Source organism: Streptomyces sp. cmx-18-6, from assembly GCF_046548915.1.
Taxonomy (GTDB): Bacteria; Actinomycetota; Actinomycetes; order Streptomycetales; family Streptomycetaceae; genus Streptomyces.
The window spans coordinates 336,399-357,554 of record NZ_JAEBEP010000004.1 but is presented as its reverse complement, the minus strand read 5'-3'; the positions used below and the strand labels follow the sequence as shown (position 1 = coordinate 357,554).

Here is a 21,156-nt window from a genome sequence, read left to right as displayed (position 1 = left end):
AGCACCCCGGCCGGGCGACCGGGCCCTCTGGCCGGGCGCGTGAGACTGCCGTACGGCTCCCCTGGTCAGACGGGTGCGACCCGCCGTACGGTGACTCCTGCCATGGCTGAGAACCCCTCCCGCACCATCACTCTCGTCCTCGTCGACGACCACCCCGTCGTCCGCGACGGACTGCGCGGCATGTTCGCCGCCGCCCCCGGCTTCGACGTCCTCGGCGAGGCGTCGAACGGCGTGGACGCCGTCGCCGTCGTCGAACGCCTCGACCCGGACGTCGTCCTGATGGACCTGCGGATGCCCGGCGGCGGGGGAGTGGCGGCCATCGCGGAGCTCACCCGGCGCGACGCCCGCGCCCAGGTCCTGGTGCTGACCACGTACGACACCGACTCCGACACGCTCCCCGCGATCGAGGCGGGGGCCACCGGCTATCTGCTCAAGGACGCCCCGCGCGAGGAGCTGTTCGCCGCCGTCCGGGCTGCCGCCGAGGGCCGCAGCGTCCTGTCGCCCGCCGTCGCCTCCCGGCTGATGACCCGGGTCCGTACCCCCGCGGCCCCCGCCGACGCCTCCCTCTCCGCCCGGGAGCGCGAGGTGCTGGCGCTGGTGGCGCGGGGCACGACCAACCGGGAGATCGCCGCCGAACTGTTCATCAGCGAGGCGACCGTGAAAACCCACCTCACGCACGTCTTCGCCAAGCTCGGCGCCAAGGACCGCGCCGCGGCCGTCGCCATGGGCTACGACCGGGGCATCCTCGGCTGACTCCCTCCCCCTCCTACGCCGTCCCTTAAGCCGTCTACGCCGTCACCCGCAGCAGCAGCACCGAGCGGGCCGGGACCGTCGTCTCCGTACCGCCTTCGAGAACCGTGCCCGGCGGTGCGGCCTGGTCCTCCCGGGAGGTGTCCAGGACCAGTTCGTAGCGGGCCGCCCACGGCGCTCCCGGCAGCTCGAACGCGACCGGTTCCGCGCCCGCGTGCAGGACGGCCAGGAAGCTGTCGTCGGTGACCGGCTCGCCCCGCGCGTCCCGCCCCGGGATGTCCCGGCCCGAGAGGTAGAGCCCGAGCGTGGCGGCGGGCGCGTACCAGTCGCCCTCCGTCATCTCCCGGCCGTCCCGGGTGAACCACGCCAGGTCCCGCAGCCCGTCCGGGGCCTGGGCCCGCCCGGAGAAGAACGCCCGCCTCCGCAGCACCGGATGGGTCTGGCGCAGCTTCAGCACCCGGGCCGTCAGCTCGGTCAGCTCCCGCCACTCCGGCTGCTCCAGGAGCGACCAGTCCAGCCAGCTCACCTCGTTGTCCTGGCAGTACGCGTTGTTGTTGCCGCCCTGCGTACGCCCCATCTCGTCGCCCGCCACCAGCATCGGCACTCCGGTGGAGAGCAGCAGGGTGGTCAGCAGGTTACGGAGCTGGCGGCGGCGCAACGCGTTGACCTGCGGGTCCTCGCTCTCGCCCTCCGCGCCGCAGTTCCACGCCCGGTTGTCGCTCGTCCCGTCCCGGTTGCCCTCCCCGTTCGCCTCGTTGTGCTTGTGCTCGTAGCTCACCAGGTCGCGCAGGGTGAAGCCGTCGTGGGCGGTGACGAAGTTGACCGAGGCGTACGGGCGGCGGCCGCCCCAGGCGTACAGGTCGCTGGAGCCGGTCAGCCGGTAGCCGAGATCCCGTACGTCGGGGAGCGCGCCGCGCCAGAAGTCCCGTACGGCGTCGCGGTAGCGGTCGTTCCACTCGGTCCACAGCGGTGGGAAGGCCCCCACTTGATACCCGCCGTTGCCGACGTCCCACGGCTCCGCGATCAGCTTGACCCGGCGCAGCACCGGGTCCTGGGCGATGACCGCGAGGAACGGGGAGAGCATGTCGACGTCGTGCATCGAGCGGGCGAGCGCCGCCGCCAGGTCGAAGCGGAAGCCGTCGACGCCCATCTCGGTGACCCAGTAGCGCAGGGAGTCGGTGATGAGCCGCAGCACCTGGGGCTGCACGACGTGCAGGGTGTTGCCGCAGCCGGTGTAGTCGGCGTAACGGCGGGGGTCCTGCTGGAGGCGGTAGTAGCCGCGGTTGTCGATGCCGCGCAGGGAGAGCATCGGGCCGAGCTCGCCCGCCTCGGCGGTGTGGTTGTAGACGACGTCGAGGATGACCTCGATCCCGGCGTCGTGCAGGGCGCGCACCATCCGCTTGAACTCCCCGACCTGGCCGCCCGTCGTGCCGGACGCGGAGTAGCCGGCGTGCGGGGCGAAGTAGCCGATGGAGTTGTAACCCCAGTAGTTGTGCAGCCCGCGCCGCAGCAGATGGTCCTCATGGGCGAACTGGTGGACCGGCAGCAGCTCCACGGCACTCACCCCGAGCCGCGTCAGATGGTCGATCGCGGCCGGGTGCGCGAGACCGGCGTACGTGCCGCGCAGCTCGGGCGGGATGTCCGGGTGGAGCTTGGTGAACCCGCGTACGTGGAGTTCGTAGATGACCGAGTCGGCCCACGGGGTCTTGGGGCGGCGGTCCTCCACCCAGTCGTCGTCATCGTGGACGACCACGCCCTTGGGCACATACGGAGCCGAGTCCCGGTCGTCGCGCACGGTGTCGGCGACATGCTGGTCCGGCCAGTCCCTCATATGGCCGTACACCTCCGGCGGCAGGGTGAACGAGCCGTCCACCGCACGGGCGTACGGGTCCAGGAGCAGCTTCGCCGCGTTCCAGCGGGCCCCGGTCCACGGGTCCCAGCGGCCGTGCACCCGGTAGCCGTAGCGCTGGCCGGGCGCGATGCCCGGTACGAAGCCGTGCCAGATCTCATGGGTCAGCTCGGTGAGCGGGCAGCGGGTCTCGGCCCCGCGCTCGTCGAAGAGGCACAGCTCGACCGCCTCGGCCCCGCCGGCCCAGAGCGCGAAGTTGGCGCCCGCGATCCCGTCCGGGCCGACCCGGAAGCGGGCCCCGAGCGGCATCGGGGCCCCGGGCCACACGGCGGGGGCGCGGGGCTCGGCGCGCACGGCCTCCGTCACTTCCACCCGTAGGCCGTTCGCGTCTTCCGTCACCTCCACGCGCAAGCCGTTCGCGTCCTCCGTCACCTCCACGCGTAGGCCGTTCGCGTCCTCCGTGTGTACGGTGCCGGGCGCGGCGGGACCCGGTGGCTCCCCGGGCCGCACCGCCGTCCCGGCCGGTTCCTGTACTGCCTCCTGCTCGGCTGCGCTCGACACCGTGTCGCCTCCCGCGGCTCGTTGGGACGGGCAACCGAAAAGGGGCGCGCGACGTCCCGGCCGCGGCCCTCTCCTGGTAGTCCTCCCCTCTGTTCTGCCCACCGAGAGGCCCGCACTCACGTTTCCCCCGACCGGCCCTGGTCGTTGGGGGAGCGTGAACCACGTAGCGAAGAGCGCACGCGCGGGCTCGGCCGCCGTGCTGACATGGGCAGGACTGCTCACCGTGCTGGCCCTGCTGACCGGATGCACCGATACGCGCGAGGCCGTGCTCAACGGCAAGCCGCGCGCCCCCCAGGACGTGATCAGCGTCTTCCCGGAGGACGGGGCCAAGGAGGTCGACGCGCAGACCCGGATCCGGGTGAAGATCCCGGACGGCCGGCTGGAGAGCGTGAAGGTGATGCGGATCGAGGACGCGCAACAGCAGACGGTGGCGGGGCGCATCGCCGAGGACGGGCTCTCCTGGAACCCCGAACCCGGCGCGGCCCGGCTCGCCCTGGCGGCGAAGTACAGCGTCGACGCGGTGGCCGTGGACCGGGCCGGACACCGCTCGGCCCGGCACGCCACCTTCACCACGCTCGTTCCCGAGCACCGCTTCATCGGCTACTTCAAACCGGAGAACCGGTCCACCGTGGGGACGGGCATGATCGTCTCCTTCTCCTTCAACCGCCCGATCACCGACCGGGCGGCGGTCCAGAAGGCTATCCGGGTGACCGCCGACCCCGAGGTGGAGATCGTCGGCCACTGGTTCGGCAAGGACCGGCTCGACTTCCGCCCCCGGACGTACTGGAAGCCCGGCACCGATGTCACCGTGGACGTCGGACTGCGGGACGTGGAGGGCGCGCCCGAGGTCTACGGCAGCCAGGACAAGACCGTCGTCTTCACGGTCGGCCGCTCCCAGGTCTCCCTGGTGGACGCGGAGGCCAAGACCATGGAGGTACGCCGGGACGGGGAGCTGGTCAGCACGGTCCCGATCACCGCGGGGGCCCCGAAGACGACCACGTACAACGGGAGGATGGTCGTCACCGAGCTGCACGAGGTGACCCGGATGAACGGCGCGACGGTCGGCTTCACGGACGAGAAGGGCAAGGGCGAGTACGACATCAAGGACGTCCCGCACGCCATCCGGCTCACCACATCCGGCACCTTCCTGCACGGCAACTACTGGGCCGACGAGTCCGTCTTCGGCGAGGAGAACGTCAGCCACGGCTGCATCGGGCTGCGCGACGCGAAGGGCGGCAGCGCCACCACCCCGGGCGGCTGGTTCTTCGACCGGACCCTGATCGGGGACGTGGTCGAGGTGGTCAACTCCAAGGACAAGAAGGTCGCACCGGACAACGGGCTCGGCGGCTGGAACATGGGCTGGAAGAAGTGGAAGGCGGGTTCCGCCCTGCGTTAGGGACCGGCCCCTCCTCGGTCCGTGGCCCCGCACTGAGACCGGCCTGCCACCTGCGCGACTCTCCGGATGACTTGGGACGGAACAGTGACATTCCGGGGGGAGTCCGCTCAGCCAACGGTGTGATTATCTTGCGGCGAGCGCGCATGTGCAGCGTGCGGGGGTGCGGGCCACGGCGATGCCGGGCCCAGCGAGGGGAGAACCACAGTGAACGGGCAGCCGATATCGGGGGCATCGGCCGGGGCGGGCAGGAAGCGGCGCGGGGGGCGGGGGCTCCTGGCTCTGGTTCTGGGAGCACTGCTGATGCTGGTGACGGCGTGCGGCGGAAACGCGGAAGCGGAGAGCAAGGGCCGCAAGGACAACGGGGCCAAGGCGGAGGACACCGCCGCATCGCAGGCGGTCGTGAGCATCGCGCCCGAGGACGGCGCGGAGTCCGTGGCGACCAGCGGCGCGCTGAAGATCAGCGCGGCGCAGGGCAAGCTGAGCACGGTGAAGGTCGCCGACCCCAAGGGCAACGAGGTCGCCGGCGAGATCGCGGCGGACGGCGCGAGCTGGACGCCGGAGCGGCACCTCGCCGCCGCCACCAAGTACACGGTGCACGCGGTGGCCAAGGACGCGAAGGGGCGCGAGTCCGCGAAGGACACCACCTTCACCACGCTCGTGCCGAAGAACACCTTCATCGGGCAGTACACACCGGAGGACGGCTCCACCGTCGGCGTCGGCATGCCGGTCTCCATCCACTTCACCCGGGGCATCACCGAGCCGGACGCGGTGGAGCGGGCGATCAAGGTGACGGCCGAGCCGGCCGTCGAGATCGAGGGCCACTGGTTCGGCAACGACCGCCTCGACTTCCGCCCGGAGAAGTACTGGAAGGCAGGCACCAAGGTGACCGTGGAGCTCAACCTCGACGGCGTCGAGGGGCGGCCGGGGGTCTACGGCAAGCAGGCCAAGTCGGTGAAGTTCACCATCGGCCGCAGCCAGGTCTCCACCGTCGACGCGAGCACGAAGCGGATGAAGGTCGTCCGCGACGGCAAGCAGATCAAGGACATCCCGATCTCGGCGGGCGCGCCGGCGACCACCACGTACAACGGTCAGATGGTCATCAGCGAGAAGCTCAAGGTGACCCGGATGAACGGCGACACCGTGGGCTTCGGCGGCGAGTACGACATCAAGGACGTGCCGCACGCCATGCGGCTGTCCACCTCGGGCACCTTCCTGCACGGCAACTACTGGGGCGCTTCCTCCATCTTCGGCACGACCAACACCAGCCACGGCTGCGTCGGTCTGCGCGATGTGCGCGGCGGCTACGACAACCAGACCCCGGCGGCCTGGTTCTACAACAGGTCGCTGATCGGTGACGTGGTCATCGTGAAGAACTCCCAGGACAAGCAGATCCAGCCGGACAACGGCCTCAACGGCTGGAACATGGACTGGGAGGAGTGGAAGAAGTAGGACGTCGTCCGCCGCTTCTCGCGTAGGACCGCTTCTCGCGTAGGACCGCTTCTTCCGTACGAAGCTTCCTCCGTGCGACCGCTTCTCCCGTACGACTCCGGCGGGCCCGGTGCTGTGACCAACGGCACCGGGCCCGCCCGCGTTAGCGGTGGTTAACCTCTTGGCATGACTATGACCCTCGAAGTACGCGACAACGTCGGCACCATCCGGCTGGACCGGCCGCCCATGAACGCCCTGGACGTGGCGGTCCAGGACCGGCTGCGGGAACTGGCCGAGGAGGCCGCCCGGCGCGAGGACGTGCGCGCGGTGATCCTGTACGGCGGCGAGAAGGTGTTCGCGGCCGGGGCGGACATCAAGGAGATGCAGGCGATGGACCACACGGCGATGGTCGTCCGGTCCAAGGCCCTCCAGGACTCCTTCACCGCCGTCGCCCGCATCCCCAAGCCCGTCGTCGCCGCCGTCACCGGTTACGCGCTCGGCGGCGGCTGCGAACTGGCCCTCTGCGCCGACTTCCGGATCGCCGCCGACGACGCCAAGCTCGGCCAGCCGGAGATCCTGCTCGGCCTGATCCCGGGCGCGGGCGGCACCCAGCGCCTCGCTCGGCTGATCGGCCCTTCCAAGGCCAAGGACCTCATCTTCACCGGCCGCATGGTCAAGGCGCAGGAGGCCCTGACGCTCGGTCTGGTGGACCGGGTGGCCCCCGCCGCCGAGGTCTACGAGCAGGCGCACGCCTGGGCATCCAAGCTGGCCAAGGGGCCGGCCCTGGCGCTGCGCGCGGCCAAGGAGTCGGTGGACGCCGGGCTGGAGACGGACATCGACACCGGGCTGACCGTCGAGCGGAACTGGTTCGCGGGCCTGTTCGCCACCGAGGACCGCGAGCGCGGGATGCGCAGCTTCGTGGAGGAGGGGCCGGGGAAGGCGAAGTTCCTCTGAGCCGAGACGCCGTCACTCACCCGTAGGCCGCCGAAGCCGGCGCGCCGGCACTCGCGCTTACGCCGCCGAAGCCGTTCCGGGTGCGCCGGGGGCGCCGCTCGGATGCACTTCTGACGCGGGTTCATCCCTCCGAGCGGTTTATCCGGGCCTTAAGGCAACCTTAAGGCCCGGTGCCGCCGGCCTCGGAGCGATCGCGCGCGGGCGGTCCATCGCCGCAGCTCAACGGGGCTGCGCGGGACTCTGTTCTGCCAGGGGCATATGTCAAGTGCCCTTTGCGGAATGGGGTGTTCCGGGGGGCGGATTCCCCGGGAACGCCCCCGGTGGGCGATGCGGGCGTCCATGATGGTGGGCATGGCGGGCCTGGAGGGTGTGGATCAGCCGCGACCGCGCAGCAGCGCGACCGCGGCACGCTGGACATCGAGCATGGATGACGAACAGGCGTTCAAGGCGCTGGAGTTGTTCGGGGATCCGACCGAGGGGGAGGTCCGGCTGCCGTCGCGCCCGGAGTCCGCGGCGACCGCCCGCCGGCTGACCTCCTGTGTGGTGCTCCAGCAGTGGGCGCTCTCGCAGCAGACCGCCGAGTACGCGGTGCTGCTCGTCTCGGAGCTCGTCGGCAACGCGGTGCGCCACACCGGCGCGCGCGTCTTCGGGTTACGGATGGTGCGCCGCCGGGGCTGGATCCGGATCGAGGTGCGCGACCCGTCGCGCGGGCTGCCGTGCCTCATGCCGGTGCGCGAGATGGACGTGAGCGGTCGGGGGCTCTTCCTCGTCGACAAGCTCTCCGACCGGTGGGGGGTGGATCTGCTGCCGCGCGGCAAGACCACCTGGTTCGAGATGCGGATCTCCGACCGCTGACGCGCGGAAGCCGACCGCTGGCACAGGAAAGCTGTTCGCCGACGCGCAGAAGCCCCCGGTCGGCCGTCGTGCGGCGCTGCGGGGGCTTCTGAGGGGGCCGTGACTTGGGGGGTGTGGTCACGGCCGCTCATGCCGACCTGGCCCGGGTCAATGGGGGTCGCGGGTCCGACTATGGCAGACGGGCGACCTCGGCGCCAAAGATGCTTTTCGGGTGATTCCTGGTTCAGTCGGACATTTCTTGGTTGAATCGCAGGTGGGGTCGATCACTCGCCTGGTATTTCATGCATGACTATGACATCTCTCGAATGATTCCTTGATCATCCGACCAATCGGTCAATCATCATATTTCGCCTGTTCCGCCTCTACTGTGTCCCGGAGATTCAGGGGATCCAGGAGATTCCAGAGGGCTCCGCGGGACGCGAGGTGGTCGGGCATGGACGGACGCGGGACGCCGGTGCGCCGCCGTGACGCGCTGGGCGTCGGGGCCGGGCTGCTCGCGGCCGTCGCGGCGGCGGGCTGCGGGCCGGGCGGCAGCGCCGGAGCGCCCGTGGCCGCCGGAGCGCCCGCGCCCCCACCCCCGTACACGCGCACCCCCGTCCCCACCGCCCCGCGCCGCTTTCCCGGGCAGCCCGTCCAGATCGCCCACGGCCCCCGCGACCGGCCCCGCGTCGCCCTCACCTTCGACGGGCGGGGCGACCCGGACCTCGCCCGTGCCGCGCTCGCCCGGATCGAACGGGCCGGGGCGCGGGTCACCGTCCTCGCCGTGGGCAGCTGGCTCGACGCCCACCCCGGCATGGCCCGCCGCATCCTCGACGGCGGCCACGAGCTCGGCAACCACACCCAGCACCACCGCGACCTCGCCACCCTCGACGAGCGCACGGCGTACGAGGAGATCACCGAATGCGCCCGGCGGCTGCGCCGGCTCACCGGGTCCATCGGCGCCTGGTTCCGCGCCTCGCCAGGCCCGGACGCCACCCTGCTCGTCCAGCGCCTCGCCCAGCGGGCCGGATACCCGCACGTCCTCTCGTACGACGTGGAGTCGCTGGACCACGCGGCGAACGGAGTACCGGCCGTCACCCGCAAGGTGGCGGGCGAGCTGCGCCCCGGGTCCGTGGTCGGGATGGGCTTCGGCCACCCGGTCACCGTCGCCGCGCTGCCCCTGCTCCTCACCGAGATCGACCGGCGCGGCCTGCGCGCGGTGACGGCCACGGAGCTGCTGAGCTGACCCGGCGGCGGACCACGGGCGTCGTGCGTGGCTTGCTGTGTTTTCGTCCCCCGGCGAGGATCGAGCCGTGATGTTCTCCGGACCCCCCGCCGACCCGGCGGCACCGACCGGCTCCGGCATACCCGCCGTGCCGACCGGCCACCCCGGCATACCCGCCGTCGCGCCACCTGCAGCCGGGACGGCACCCGCAGCTGTGACGCCACTTGCAGGCGTGACCGTGCCCGCAGCTGTGACGGCACCGGGCGACGCGACGGCACCGGACGGCGTGGCGGCACCGGGCGACGCGACGGCACCGGACGGCGTCACAGCACCGGACGGCGCCACGGCACCCGCCGCCGTGACCGTGACCGTGCCCGCCGACGTGTCGCCGCCCCGCGACGCGCCCCGCCGGGCCCGGATCGCCGTCGCGGCGCTGCCCGTGGCGGCCGGTGCCCTGGCGCTCCTCATCGCCCTGCTCGGTCCCGGCCTCGCCGCGCGCGGCACCGGGGAGCTGCGGATACCCGGCGCGGGGATCACCACCCTGCTCCGCACCGTCCTGTTCACGGCCCTCGCCCTGCACCTCGGCGAGCTCCTCCTCCCGCAGCTAGCCCGGCCGGTCCGCGGCCGCCCCCGTACCGCCGTGCGGAGCTGGGCCGTGTACGCCTCGCTCGCCGGGGCCGCCGCCGCTGCCGGGCAGATCGTCCGCCTCGCCGCCGTCAGCGATCTCGGGATCACCGAGACGTACGGCACCCGTGAGGGCGGGCTGCTCCTCCTCATCGCCAACGGCCTGGTCCTCGCCGCCCTGTGCGCCGCGAGCGGACGCCCCGCCCTCGCGCTCGCCCCGCTCGCCGTCGTCATCGGCGCGGAGGCCCTGCGCGCCCACCCGGAGGCGTACAGCCCCGAGATCGGCGCGGCCCTCACCGTCGTCCACCTGACCGCCGCGTCGCTGTGGACCGGGGGCCTGCTGCACGTCCTGCGCACCATGCGGCTCTGGCGCGGCTCGCCCGTCGCCGCCCGCGCGCTGCTCGGCCGGTACGCGCGCCTGGCGATCTGGCTGTACGTCGCCCTCGCCGCCACCGGCACCGCCTCCACCCTGCGCCGGCTGCCGCTGGACGTGGTGTTCACCTCCGCCTACGGGCGCACCCTGCTGGTCAAGCTGGCGCTGATGGCGGTCGTGACCGCGCTGGCGGTGGCGGCCCGGCGGCGGATGCTCCGGGACGCCGACCCGGCCGTCGCCCACCGCCTCGCCCGCCGCGAACAGGTGGTGCTGGGGCTGGTCGTGGTGGTCTCGGCGACCCTCACCGTGGTCCCCGACCCGCACTGGATCAGCATGCGCTAGCGCCGCGTGCGGTACGGGTCCCAGCCCCGCAGCTCGTCGTCGCGCGGGGCCAGGACGACGGCCGGCGCCCCCGGACCGAAGAACCGCACGGGCCGGGACGCGTCCCAGGACGGCCACCCCGGGTCGCCCGTCGCCGCGAAGGCCGCCCACGCGCCGTGCATCGCGTCCGCCAGCTCCTGCGGGGCGTCGGGGCCGGTCAGGGCCATGGTGTCGGGGTGGGCGAGGGTGTCGAAGACGAACCCCAGCTCCAGCGCGTGACAGGCCCCGAGACGCTGTACGGGGGAGGGCCAGCCGAACTCGTACACGTACGTCGACGCCCGCGCACCCGCCCGCGCGTCGGCCAGCCGGTTGAGCGGGACCCGCAGCAGCAGGTCCGTGGCGAGCGCGCCCAGGATCTCGCCCGGCGTGGCGTCGGGCCGATTGCGGCGGTAGGTGCGGGCGGTGGCGTTCGGGACCCCGAACTTCAGCAGCGCCAGGCGGAGCTTCAGCCGGCCGATGCGCTCCGTCAGGCCGCCGGGGACGAACCAGAGCCGGTACTCCTCGGTGTTCGTCCCCATCAGCAGGTCGATCCCGGCCGCCGCCCCCGTCCGGAGCGCCTCCGCCGGATCCTGGGTCAGAAGGTCCCCGTCCACCACGATCTGGAAGGAGTTGCGGCCGGTCAGCGGGTTGCCGCCGCTCGTCACCTCGGTCTGCGCGGTCAGCAGCGCGTCCGGGTCCACCGCCGCCAGCGCGGCGGCCGTCGCGGGGACGCCGAGCCGCTGCGCGATCAGCTCGGTCGTGCCGCGTCCGGCGGCCGGGGTCAGGGCCGAGGGGGCCCCGCTCTGGAGCACCGCCCGGCTGAACAGCCCCGCCGAGCGCTCCGTCGCCAGCAGGGCCGCGATGGAGACCGCCCCCGCCGACTCCCCGGCCACCGTCACCCGACCCGGGTCGCCGCCGAACGCCGCGATGTTGTCCCGCACCCACGCGAGGGCCGCCAGCTGGTCCAGCAGCCCCCGGTTGGCGGGCGCGTCCGGGAAGACCCCGAAGCCCTCGACGCCCAGGCGGTAGTTGACGGAGACCAGCACCACCCCGTCCCGGGCGAACGCGGCCCCGTCGTACACCGGCACCGCCGAGGAGCCGTGCACCAGCGAACCGCCGTGGATCCAGACGAGGACGGGCAGCCCGGCGGCCTCGGTGGACGGCGTCCACACGTTGAGGTTGAGCCACTCCTCGCCCGGCACCGCCGGGTCCGGCAGCAGCCGGTCCAGGGGCGGGGCGTAGGGCCGTTTGGGGGCCGTGGGCCCGTACGCGACCGCCTCGCGCACGCCCTCCCAGGGCTCCGGCGGCTCCGGGGCGCGAAACCTCCGCGCGCCCACCGGCGCGGCCGCGTACGGGATGCCGCGGAAGACCGCGACGCCCCGCTCCACCGCACCGCGCACGGAGCCCTGCACGGTCCTCGCCGACGGGGGAGACCCCGCCCGGGCGTCTGCCCCCACGATGTCGGACATGGTGTGTGCCAACCCCTCTCGCGGTGCGGTGGCTCAGCGGCTCACTTCAGGTAGACCAGCCCGTCCGTGGTGAGGGTCGGGCGGCCCTTCGTACCGACCACCACGATCTTGACCGTGTGCTTGGCGCTGGTCGACCAGGACTGCGTCCAGATCGCGTCCCGGTACTTGGTGGCGGCCGACTTCAGGTCCACCGTGGCTGCCTTCCTGCCGTCGACATAGACGTATGCCTGCCCCGAAGTGGCCGCCCGCGACACCACCCAGGAGGCTGACCGTCCGGTGAACGTCCAGGTGAGGGCGGCGTCCTTGGCGCTGCTGGTCAGGGACTTGCCGCCCAGATAGCTGGAGGAGGACTTCGACGTCCACTTGCCGGTCTTCTTGGCGGCGGTCTCCTGGAGGATCACCGGGGCGCCGGAGACCGAGGCGGCGGCCGTGTTGCCCGCGTGGTCGTACGCCGTCATCTTCCACGCGGTCGCCGCGCCCGGCTTCGCGGTGTGCGAGGCGCTGCCCGTCGCCGGTCCGTACGTCTTGGCTACGGGGGCGGTGAGCCGGACCTCCTTCAGGGCGGCGGTGTCGGCGGCCTTCCACTTCAAGGTAAGCGGGACGGCGGACGCGTTCACCGTGCCGGTGCGCAGCGTGAGGGCCGGCTTGGCGGTGAAGGCGGGGGGCGTCTGCTCGGCGACGACGGTGGCGGCGGCCGATGTGGTGACCTTGCCCGACTGGTGGGTGGCCCGCACCTGCACGGAGTGCCTGCCGAGCGCGAGGGTGGCCGGGGCCGAGGTGACGTTGCCCTTGACGACGGCCACCGGCTTGCCGCCGACGAGGAGTTCGTAACTCTTGACGAAGGAGGCGGGGGTGGTCGCCTTCCAGCTGACGGTGATCTTCGACTTGGTGTAGTACGTCGTGCCGGAGGCGCTCGCTCCGGTCACCGATGCGATGGCGAGGCCGGCGACCTTGTCGGTGGCCAGGGCTCCGGCCAGCGAGCGGATCGCGGGGAGCTGTCCGTAGAGGCCGGTGCCGGGGCACTCGGTGGCGAAGCCGTCGCGGTGCCCGGAGATCTGCTGGAAGGGGTACTGCTGTTGGGCGGTGAACTTCTTGCCGGCCAGGTTGTTGCCGTCCGCCCCGGCGGTCAGCTGGACCGTGCCCGTGGGGTTGCCCTTGTACTGGCCGAGCTTCCACGCGGCGACCCGGGCGACCGCGTCGGTCGCGGCGCTCGCGGCCTTGGTGTCCGTGTGCAGGCCCATCACGGCGATCCCGGTGGTGTCCCGGTTGAAGCCGTAGGTGTGCGCGCCCAGCACGGCCCGGTCCGCACCGCCCTTGCGGCCCTCGAAGATCGTGCCGCACTTGTCGACCACGAAGTTGTAGCCGATGTCCTTCCAGCCCCGCGACTTCACGTGGTACGTGTGCAGCGCGCGCACCATGGCCGGGGAGTCGGCGCAGGAGTAGGAGTTGGTCTGCGTGGTGTGGTGGACGAAGACGGCCTTGACCTGGTCCAGGTAGTCCGGCGCTTCGTTGTTCAGCGTCTCCTCCGCCTTCCAGTCGGCCCGCGACACGATCGGCGGACGCGGAGCCGTGGACGGCGGGGCGGGCGGCAGCGGCGGGGTCGAGGTGACGGTGGGCGTCGGTGAGGCAGGCGGCTTCGGGGTCGCGGTGGTCGGGGTCGGCGTGGGGCTCGCCGGAGGAGTGGGGTTCTCGGTCGAGGGAGAGGGCGTGGGCGTGGGGGACGGTTCGTCCGTCTGCCCGTCGCCCGGGTCGTCGGTCGGCGACGGGGTCTCCTCGCCGGGGGTGGGCTCCCCGGTCGGGTCGTCCTCGGCGGTGAACGCGGCGGGTGCGGCGGCGAGCCGCGTGGCGCCCGCGGTGGTCCGGGTGGTGTGCGCGGCCGGTGCGGCGGCGAGCGGGGCGCCGCTCCCGCCGGGGTCGACGGTGTCCAGCCGCAGCCCCTCGGGGAGCCCGGCCCCTGCGCCGTCCCCGGCGTCGACCCGGACCTCGACGCCGTTCGAGGGGCCGACCCAGTGCGGTTCGGTGGTGCCCCGGACGCCGGACCTGCCCGCTTCGGTGCGCCCGTCGATCTCGGTGTCCAGCGGCAGCCAGCCGGACCACTCGCCGGTGGCGGCGGAGCGGGTACGGGCCTCGACCCGGCCCGTCACCTTGGCGGCGGGGTCGGTCCAGGTGACGCCGAGCAGGCTGAACCGCTCGGTGCCGCGCCGCGCGAGGGAGGCCGATCCGCCGTCCTTCGACGTCGTGAGGGGGGTGGTGCGCACATCGGCCTCCGCCTCGGCGGGAGCGGACTTGGCGTCCGCGTCACCTGAAGGGGCGGGGGCGCCGGTCACGCCCTGGAACACCAGGACGCCCGTCACGGCCGCGGTGGCGACGGCAGCCGTGGCCCATACTCTTCGCTGTGTTCTCACGTGTGCTTACCCCGGGGGACTCTGGTGGAAGACATGGCATTCCGACCGGTCAGTCGCTGACCGGGGGCACGACGGCGGCGTCGGCCCGGCCGGTGGGGCGACCCGGGACATGCTTGCGCGGGACAGTCTTCCATGCGATCGCTACCGACCGGTCCGGTTTCTTTTCCGATCGGGTGCGATGTGATGAGGGCGATGTCCGGCCGGGGACCGGCGGCCACGGCGTCGTGGGCGACGGCCGGGACCCGGAACGCTTGCGCCTTCCAGGTCCCTGGCCCCTGGTCCCTCTGGTCCCGTGCGGGTGTCGCGCGGGGCGGTGTCAGGCGGCGAAGTACTGGGACAGCGAGTCCCGGGCGTCCAGCTCCACCAGATCCGGCCGGGTATAGCGCTCGGCGCGCGCGTGATAGTCGAAGTCGCCCCGCACGAGTCCCCGGTAGTCCTGTACGCAGCGTTCCAGGGCGGCCCGGGTCGGGTCGCCGATTCCGGCCGCGTCGATTTCCTCGATCAGTTCCTTTTCCGCCCGCACGACACGCTCGGCGATCCGGGACAGCTGAATTCCCGCCTCGTCGACGGCTTCCTGGAGCGTGGAACCGCGATCGCGCTGGATGAGCCGTACCGCATTGTGCTCGTATCCGAGCGCGGCTTCCTTCTCGAACGAGCAGATGTCGTTGCACAGCCCCGAATGATCGGTCACCGCGTTCCGCAGGGCGATGTACGCGGGCAGGCTGCGGGCGGAATCCGGGAGGTCGATTCCGGCGGTGATCTCGTGCAGGTCCAGGAACGGCTGCATGGCCACCGAGTCCCGCCGGTGCTTGACGAAGTCCGTCCGGCTCGGCACCTGTCCGGCCGCCCGCTCGACCGCCTCGGCGTAGTACGTCCAGAGCCAGGCGGCGGTGTCCCGCCGGAACTGCCGGTTCCACTGCGGTGACCGGCCGACGCAGGTCCGCTCGCGCAGCCCGGCGAGAGCGTGCTCCATCGGCCCGCGCGGCGCGGCCCCGTCGAACACGTCCACCAGCCGGGCGATCGCCGACTCGCACATCAGGGGGTCGCGTCCGGCCGGGCCGTCGTCGAACTCGTCGTCCACCAGGAAAGCCCAGAAGAGCCATTGGCAGAAAAGATCCAGATGCTGCTGGGACGCCTTCGGGAAGATGAGGGAAATCCACAGTTCGGGCCGGGTGCGGATCATCTTCCTGCGGGCCGGTACGGAGAGGATGAGTCCTTCCGTTTCCGCCCATTCCCAGGCGGCCTCCCTGGTTTTCTCCAGGCCGGGATGACATCCCGTGCTGGAGAACGGCATATGAAACGCCGGTAACGTGATCTGGCTCATTGCTGCCCCTCGTCGAATGAGTGTGGATGGGCGCTGATCACCGCGCATTCGTGATGATCGCGCATGGGCGCGGGCCTGCCGAACTGCCGCCGCCGGGCGTTTCCTTCCTCTGGCCAAGGGGTGACCGTCCGAGGTGAGCCGGTCATCGCTGTCCTCTCTCCTCCGCCGGGGCCGGAGCGCCGGAGCTGGCCCGGCGAGCCGGGGAGGGTCATCGCGTCACCATGCGTGATGCACAGTCAACCCCCTGTGGAGGTCGCTGTGAAGCCATATGTGACCGAAATTGCTTCATCGCTCAGAACTGCTGAGCAACTATGAGCAGTTGAGGGGCTTCTGGGACTGGACGGGCCTCGGATTCATCAGATGCGCGTCGTTCTCGCCCCGCGCGAACGCGGCCTCGTAGACCGCGGCGCCGAGGGCCTCCACGGTCCGCGCCGCGATCCGGTCGATGTCGCTCCGCTCGCCCTCTGGCAGCGGGACCCGCACCGACCGGCGGGCCGCCGACGCGGCTCCCAGGAGGTGTGCGGCCCGCTCGGGCCGCCCGGCCAGCAGCTCGGCCCCGGCCAGCCCCTCCAGCGCCAGCGCCACCGCCCGCGGGTCGCCGGTGGCCCGCGCGGCGGCCAGGCCCTCCCGCTGGAGGCGCAGGGCCTGCGCCGCCTCGCCCCGCAGTTCGGCGACGAACCCGAGCTCCGCGAGGATCAGCGGGGGCTCCGCCGGTTCGTACCCCATCCGCCGGTGCAGCACGACGACGCGGCGCATATGGGCCTCGGCCGCGTCGAGATCGCCGGCTCTGCGGGCCGCCAGCCCGAGCCCCGTCTCCGCGTACTGCTCCCCGAACGCGTCCGACTGCTCGGCGGCGAGCCGCCGCGCCCGCTCATGGAGCTCCCGGGCCCGGGGCAGGTCCCCGGTCAGCAGGGCGAGCCGGCCGAGGCCGGAGAGCTGGAAGGAGACGTCCCGCCAGAGCCCCAGCTCCTCCGCCATCCGCAGCCCGTCCCGGTAGAGCCGTCCGGCGTACGCGTAGTCCCCGGCGGCCTCCGCCGCCGTCTGGAGCGGCACCATCGCCTGGAGCTGCCCCCACTGGTCGCCCAGCTCCCGGAAGAGCGCGAGGCTCTGCTCGCCGTCCCGCCGCACCGCGTCCAGGTCCCCGCGCAGCTTCGCGTGGAACGTGCGGCTGCCCAGCGCCGCGGCCGTGCCCCAGGTGTCGCCGAGCGCGCGGAAGGCCGCCAGGGCGCGGTCCGTCAGCTCCTCGCCCGGGGCCACGTCCCCGACGCCGTAGAGGATGGACGCCAGGAACCACTGCGACCTGGCCCGCCCGCCCGGATCGTCCACCGTCGCGTACGGCCGGAGCGCCGCCTCGTACGCCGCCCGCGGAGCGGTGCTGCCGTGCACCTCCAGCCGGACGCCCCCCAGCCAGGCGGTGGCCCTGGCCACGGACGCGGCACGGGCCGCCGCCTCCTTGGGCGCTCGCGGCCCGGCGGGGCGGACGACGGACAGGGCGAGGGCCAGGGACCGCTCCGCCTCACGGCTGCGGCCGCGCAACCGCCAGTACCAGGCCAGAGCGTTCACCAGGCGCAGCGCCAGGTCCGCGTCCTTCTCCCGTACGGCGCTGTCGAGTGCCGCCCGCAGGTTCGGGGTCTCCGCGTCCAGCCGGCGCAGCCACTGCCGCTGGCCGTGGCCCCGCAGATGCGGATCGGCCCGGGCGGCGAGATCCGTGTAGTACGCCCGGTGCAGCCGGCTCAGGACCGGTGACTCACCGCTCTCCCGCAGCCGTTCGGCGCAGTAGGCCGCCACCGATTCGAGCAGCCGGTAGCGGGGGCCGTCACTCCCGTCCGCCATGACGACCAGCGAGCAGTCCACCAGCCGGGCGAGCAGGTCCAGGACCGAAGCGCGGTCGAGGTCGTCCCCGGCGCACACCGCCTCGGCCGCCTCCAGCGTGGCCCCGTCCTGGTGCACGGCCAGCCGGCGCAGCACCGTGCGCTCCTGGTCGTCGAGCAGCTCCCAGCTCCAGTCGATCACCGCCCGCAGGGTCCGCTGCCGTGCCGGAGCACCCCGCGAACCCACCGCGAGCAGCGCGAACCGGTCGTCCAGACGGGCCGCCAACTCCCGTACGCCCAGGGCTCGGACGCGGGTCGCGGCCATCTCCAGGGCGAGCGGGATGCCGTCCAGGCGGCGGCAGATCGCGACGACCGCCTCGACGCTCTCCCGGTCCAGGACGAAGTGCGGGGCCGCCGCCGCGGCGCGCGCCTCGAACAGCTCCACCGCGCTGAACCGGCGCACGGCGGCCGGGCCGAGACCGGTGTCCTCGGGCCCGGGGCTCCGCAGCGGCTCCACCTCCCGCAGGCGTTCACCGGCGATCCCCAGCGGCTTCTGACCGGTCGCCAGGATCCGCAACCGGGGTGCCGCCTTGAGCAGTTGCTCGGCCAGCTCGGCGACGGGCCCGATCACATGCTCGCAGTTGTCGAACACCAGGAGCGCGGGCTCGTCGCCCAGCGCGTGCGCGAGCCGCTCCACCGGGGTGAGCGGTCCGCCCCCGGCCGGGCCCGGGGCCGTATCGTCGCGCATTCCGAGCGCGGCGCCGACCACCTCGTGCACGCCGGCGGGCGCGTCGCCCCCCGGCTCCCGGCCCGCCCCGGCCGGCCCCCGGGGCGGGGCGAGCGCGGCGAACTCGGCCAGCCGCACCCCGCCCGGAAAGCGGTCCACGAGCCGCGCGGCCGTCGCCAGGGCGAGCCGCGTCTTGCCGACGCCGCCCGCCCCCGTGAGCGTCACCAGCCGGTTCGCGGCCAGGAGGGCGCACAACTCGTCGATCTCGCCGGACCGGCCGACGAGTTCGCTCAGCGCGGCCGGTACGTTCGTCGCCGGCCGGACCGCGCTGGTCGCGGGGGAGGGGGCGGCGGTCAACGCCGGGTCCTGGCCGAGGATCGACCGGTGCAGCGCCGTGATCTGGGGCCCGGGGTCCACGCCCAGGTCCTCCGCCAACCGCGTGCGCAGGTCCGCGTAACTGCTCAGCGCCGCCCCCTGCCGGCCCGCGAGGTACAGGGCCCGGATCTGCGCGGTGCGCAGCCGCTCGCGCAGCGGGTGCAGCGCGACGAGATCGCCCAATTCATCGGCGACCAGCGCGTGCTCCCCCAACTCCAGGCGCGCCTCGGCCTGTTCCTCCAGCGCGGTCAGCCGCTGCTCCTCCAGCCGTTCCCGCGCGACCCGGGTGAACTCCGCGTCGGCGAAGTCGGCGAAGGCGGCCCCGCGCCAGAGCGTCAGCGCGTCCGCCAGCAACGCGGCCCGCTCCCGGGGGCCGGGGGCCGAGCGGGCCCGGGCCGTCAGCCGGAGGAACCGGCCGGAATCCACCGCGTCCTCGTCCGTGCGCAGGCGGTATCCCGCGTACCCCGGGGAGAGGGACTCCACGAGCTCCCGGCCCCCCGGCTCCGCGTCCTCCAGCGCGCGGCGGAGCTGCCACACCTTGGTCTGCAACACGCCCGTGGGGTTGCCGGGCAGCTTCGAGCCCCACAACTCGTCGATCAGCCGGTCCGCCGGGACGGGACGCCCCTGCTCGGCGAGGAGCAGGGCCAGCAGCGCGCGGACCTTGGCCTCCGGCACCCGCACCGGCCGTCCGTCTGCCGCCCACACCGCCAACGGACCGAGCACACCGAAACGCATGTGATCACGCTATCCCGGCGGGGCGGGGGCCGCGCAGGGCGGGCCGGGGCCGGGCGGGGAGAAACCGGGAGCCCGGGCCGGGGGAGACCGGAGCCCGGGCCGGGAGAGGCCGGAGCCCAGCTCGGCAGAGACCGGGAGCCCGGGTCGGGGGAGACCGGAGCCCAGCCCGGGGGAGACCGGAGCCCAGCTCGGGAGAAATCGGGAGCTCAGCTCGGGAGAAGACCGGAGCCCGGCCCCGGAGAAGACCGGACCCGGCCCGGGAGCGCCCGGGCCCCGGGCCGGGAGAACTCCGGGAGAAGTCCGGGAGCGGCTTCGGGCAGGGTGCTGCCGGAACGAAGGGAACCCCATGTCAACGAAGGCTGTTTCGCCCACCGCTCCGCGAGCGGGCGCCCGGGAATGGGCCGGGCTGGCCGTGCTGGCCCTGCCCACCCTGCTCATCTCCCTCGATCAGAGCGTCCTCTTTCTGGCCCTGCCGCACCTGGCCGAGGCCCTGGAGCCCACCGGGACGCAGACGCTGTGGATGATGGACATCTACGGATTCATGATCGCCGGATTCCTGATCACCATGGGCACCCTCGGCGACCGGGTGGGCCGCCGGAGGCTCCTGATGATCGGCGCGGTCTGCGTCGGCCTCACCTCCTTGCTCGCCGCCTACTCCACGAGCGCGGAGGCCCTGATCGCGGCGCGCGCGCTGCTCGGCGTCTCGGCGGCGACGCTGATGCCGTCCACCCTGGCGCTGATCAGCAACATGTTCCACGACCCGCAGGAGCGCGGCCGCGCCATCGCGGTCTGGGCCAGCTGCTTCATGGCGGGCACCGCGCTCGGTCCCGTGATCGGCGGTGTGCTCCTGGAGCACTTCTGGTGGGGTTCCGTCTTCCTGCTGGGCGTGCCGATCATGGTGATCCTGCTGATCGCGGCGCCGATCCTGCTGCCCGAGTACCGCGACCCCGACGCGGGGAAGGTGGACCTGCTCAGCGTGGCCCTCTCGCTGGGCGCGATCCTCCCGGTGGTCTACGGGCTCAAGGAGTTCGCCAAGTACGGCTGGGACCCGGTGGCGCTCGGGGCGGTCGTCGTCGGCACCGCCGTGGGGTGGGCGTTCGTGGTGCGCCAGCGCGGGCTCGCCGCCCCGCTGCTCGACCTGCGCCTGTTCCGCAACGCCTCCTTCAGCTTCGCCCTGGTGGTCCTGCTGGTCTCGATGGTGGCCATGGGCGGCTTCTACCTGTTCATCACCGGGTACTTCCAGATGGTCGAGGGCCTGTCCCCGATGGAGGCCGGACTGTGGATGGTGCCGTCCGCCCTCGCGTCCATCGTCTCCGCGCAGATCGCCCCGACCCTGGCGAAGCGGCTGCCGCTCGGCGTCGTCATCGGCCTGGGGCTGGGCATCGGCGCGGTCGGCTATGTGCTGATCGCCTTCGTCGGCCCGGCCGGCGGGCTGCCGCTGCTGGTGTCCGGCTTCATCGTCGTGTTCTTCGGCAGCGGCCCCGCCGGCGCGCTCGGCACCAACCTGGTGGTGAGTTCCGCGCCGCCCGAGAAGGGCGGATCGGCCGCTGCGCTGTCCTCGATCAGCGGCGACCTGGGCGTGGCCCTGGGCATCGCCGCCCTGGGAAGCATCGGCAGCGCCGTCTACCGCGGCCAGGTCGAGGTGCCCGAGGGCCTGTCGGCGGAGGCCGCCCGGGCCACCGGCGACAGCCTGGAGAGCACGATCGCCGCCTCCCAGCAGCTCTCGCCGGAACTGGGCGCGCAGGCGCTGGCCGCCGCCCGCGACGCCTACACGAGCGGCATGAACACGGTCGCTGTCGTGTGCGCCGTGGTCGCCGCCGCCACCGCCGTCATCGCGGTGACCGCGCTGCGGCGTGTGGGCGCCGCTCAGCGGGACGACTCCGGGGAGAGCGCGAAGAGTCCGTCGGTCCCCGTCTCCTGACGACGGCGCACGGGAACGGGGCCGGTTCGGGCGGA

13 protein-coding genes are annotated in these 21,156 nt (G+C 73.0%); 8 read left to right on the top strand and 5 right to left on the bottom strand.

The window, feature by feature from the left end; translation table 11 throughout:
* Positions 1-102 precede the first annotated feature (102 nt).
* Complete coding sequence (locus tag ACLJPL_RS12280) at positions 103-753, top strand: response regulator (RefSeq protein WP_411080798.1); 651 nt, start codon at positions 103-105, stop codon at positions 751-753.
* 34 nt (positions 754-787) lie between these two features.
* Here ACLJPL_RS12280 and glgX read toward each other — a convergent pair whose 3' ends face one another.
* Positions 788-3,160 carry a glycogen debranching protein GlgX gene (gene glgX, locus ACLJPL_RS12275; RefSeq protein ID WP_411080797.1) on the bottom strand — a complete coding sequence of 791 codons (2,373 nt, stop codon included), beginning with the start codon at positions 3,158-3,160 and terminating at the stop codon, positions 788-790.
* A gap of 154 nt (positions 3,161-3,314) precedes the next feature.
* Here glgX and ACLJPL_RS12270 point away from each other — a divergent pair, with 154 nt between their 5' ends.
* From ACLJPL_RS12270 to ACLJPL_RS12245, 6 genes are all read left to right on the top strand, one after another.
* Entirely contained in the window at positions 3,315-4,556 is a 1,242-nt protein-coding gene (locus tag ACLJPL_RS12270; protein ID WP_411080796.1) for an Ig-like domain-containing protein, read from the top strand.
* Positions 4,557-4,760: 204 nt separating this feature from the next.
* Positions 4,761-6,005 (top strand): L,D-transpeptidase, encoded by a 1,245-nt coding sequence (locus ACLJPL_RS12265; protein WP_411080795.1) that lies wholly within the window; start codon positions 4,761-4,763, stop codon positions 6,003-6,005.
* A 165-nt stretch (positions 6,006-6,170) separates the two neighbouring features.
* Complete coding sequence (locus tag ACLJPL_RS12260) at positions 6,171-6,938, top strand: enoyl-CoA hydratase/isomerase family protein (RefSeq protein WP_411080794.1); 768 nt, start codon at positions 6,171-6,173, stop codon at positions 6,936-6,938.
* A 339-nt stretch (positions 6,939-7,277) separates the two neighbouring features.
* Positions 7,278-7,793 (top strand): ATP-binding protein, encoded by a 516-nt coding sequence (locus ACLJPL_RS12255; protein ID WP_411080985.1) that lies wholly within the window; start codon positions 7,278-7,280, stop codon positions 7,791-7,793.
* 433 nt (positions 7,794-8,226) lie between these two features.
* Positions 8,227-9,018: a polysaccharide deacetylase family protein gene (locus ACLJPL_RS12250; RefSeq protein WP_411080793.1), complete on the top strand. Its 792-nt coding sequence runs from the start codon at positions 8,227-8,229 to the stop codon at positions 9,016-9,018.
* Between the two features lie 70 nt (positions 9,019-9,088).
* Complete coding sequence (locus ACLJPL_RS12245; RefSeq protein ID WP_411080792.1) at positions 9,089-10,336, top strand: CopD family protein; 1,248 nt, start codon at positions 9,089-9,091, stop codon at positions 10,334-10,336.
* Here the strand turns inward: ACLJPL_RS12245 and ACLJPL_RS12240 are convergent.
* The 4 genes from ACLJPL_RS12240 to ACLJPL_RS12225 form a co-directional block, all read right to left on the bottom strand.
* Entirely contained in the window at positions 10,333-11,823 is a 1,491-nt protein-coding gene (locus tag ACLJPL_RS12240; RefSeq protein WP_411080791.1) for a carboxylesterase/lipase family protein, read from the bottom strand. The genes ACLJPL_RS12245 and ACLJPL_RS12240 overlap by 4 nt on opposite strands.
* Positions 11,824-11,864: 41 nt before the next feature.
* Positions 11,865-14,228: an N-acetylmuramoyl-L-alanine amidase gene (locus tag ACLJPL_RS12235; protein ID WP_411080790.1), complete on the bottom strand. Its 2,364-nt coding sequence runs from the start codon at positions 14,226-14,228 to the stop codon at positions 11,865-11,867.
* Positions 14,229-14,544: 316 nt separating this feature from the next.
* Positions 14,545-15,552, bottom strand: coding sequence for a terpene synthase family protein (locus ACLJPL_RS12230; RefSeq protein WP_411080789.1), 1,008 nt, complete (start codon positions 15,550-15,552; stop codon positions 14,545-14,547).
* Positions 15,553-15,861: 309 nt separating this feature from the next.
* A complete protein-coding gene (locus ACLJPL_RS12225; RefSeq protein WP_411080788.1) occupies positions 15,862-19,200 on the bottom strand; it encodes a BTAD domain-containing putative transcriptional regulator in 3,339 nt (1,112 codons plus the stop codon).
* A gap of 346 nt (positions 19,201-19,546) precedes the next feature.
* Between ACLJPL_RS12225 and ACLJPL_RS12220 the strand changes: the two genes are divergently transcribed.
* A complete protein-coding gene (locus ACLJPL_RS12220) occupies positions 19,547-21,121 on the top strand; it encodes an MFS transporter (protein WP_411080787.1) in 1,575 nt (524 codons plus the stop codon).
* Positions 21,122-21,156: the final 35 nt, after the last annotated feature.

Excerpts from the sequence above, each read along its gene's own strand:
- ACLJPL_RS12280 (WP_411080798.1), top strand. The coding sequence starts at position 103 with ATGGCTGAGAACCCCTCCCGCACCATCACTCTCGTCCTCGTCGACGAC.
- ACLJPL_RS12260 (WP_411080794.1), top strand. The coding sequence starts at position 6,171 with ATGACTATGACCCTCGAAGTACGCGACAACGTCGGCACCATCCGGCTG.
- ACLJPL_RS12255 (WP_411080985.1), top strand. The coding sequence starts at position 7,278 with ATGATGGTGGGCATGGCGGGCCTGGAGGGTGTGGATCAGCCGCGACCG.
- ACLJPL_RS12250 (WP_411080793.1), top strand. The coding sequence starts at position 8,227 with ATGGACGGACGCGGGACGCCGGTGCGCCGCCGTGACGCGCTGGGCGTC.
- ACLJPL_RS12245 (WP_411080792.1), top strand. The coding sequence starts at position 9,089 with ATGTTCTCCGGACCCCCCGCCGACCCGGCGGCACCGACCGGCTCCGGC.
- ACLJPL_RS12240 (WP_411080791.1), bottom strand. The coding sequence starts at position 11,823 with ATGTCCGACATCGTGGGGGCAGACGCCCGGGCGGGGTCTCCCCCGTCG.
- ACLJPL_RS12230 (WP_411080789.1), bottom strand. The coding sequence starts at position 15,552 with ATGAGCCAGATCACGTTACCGGCGTTTCATATGCCGTTCTCCAGCACG.
- ACLJPL_RS12225 (WP_411080788.1), bottom strand. The coding sequence starts at position 19,200 with ATGCGTTTCGGTGTGCTCGGTCCGTTGGCGGTGTGGGCGGCAGACGGA.
- ACLJPL_RS12220 (WP_411080787.1), top strand. The coding sequence starts at position 19,547 with ATGTCAACGAAGGCTGTTTCGCCCACCGCTCCGCGAGCGGGCGCCCGG.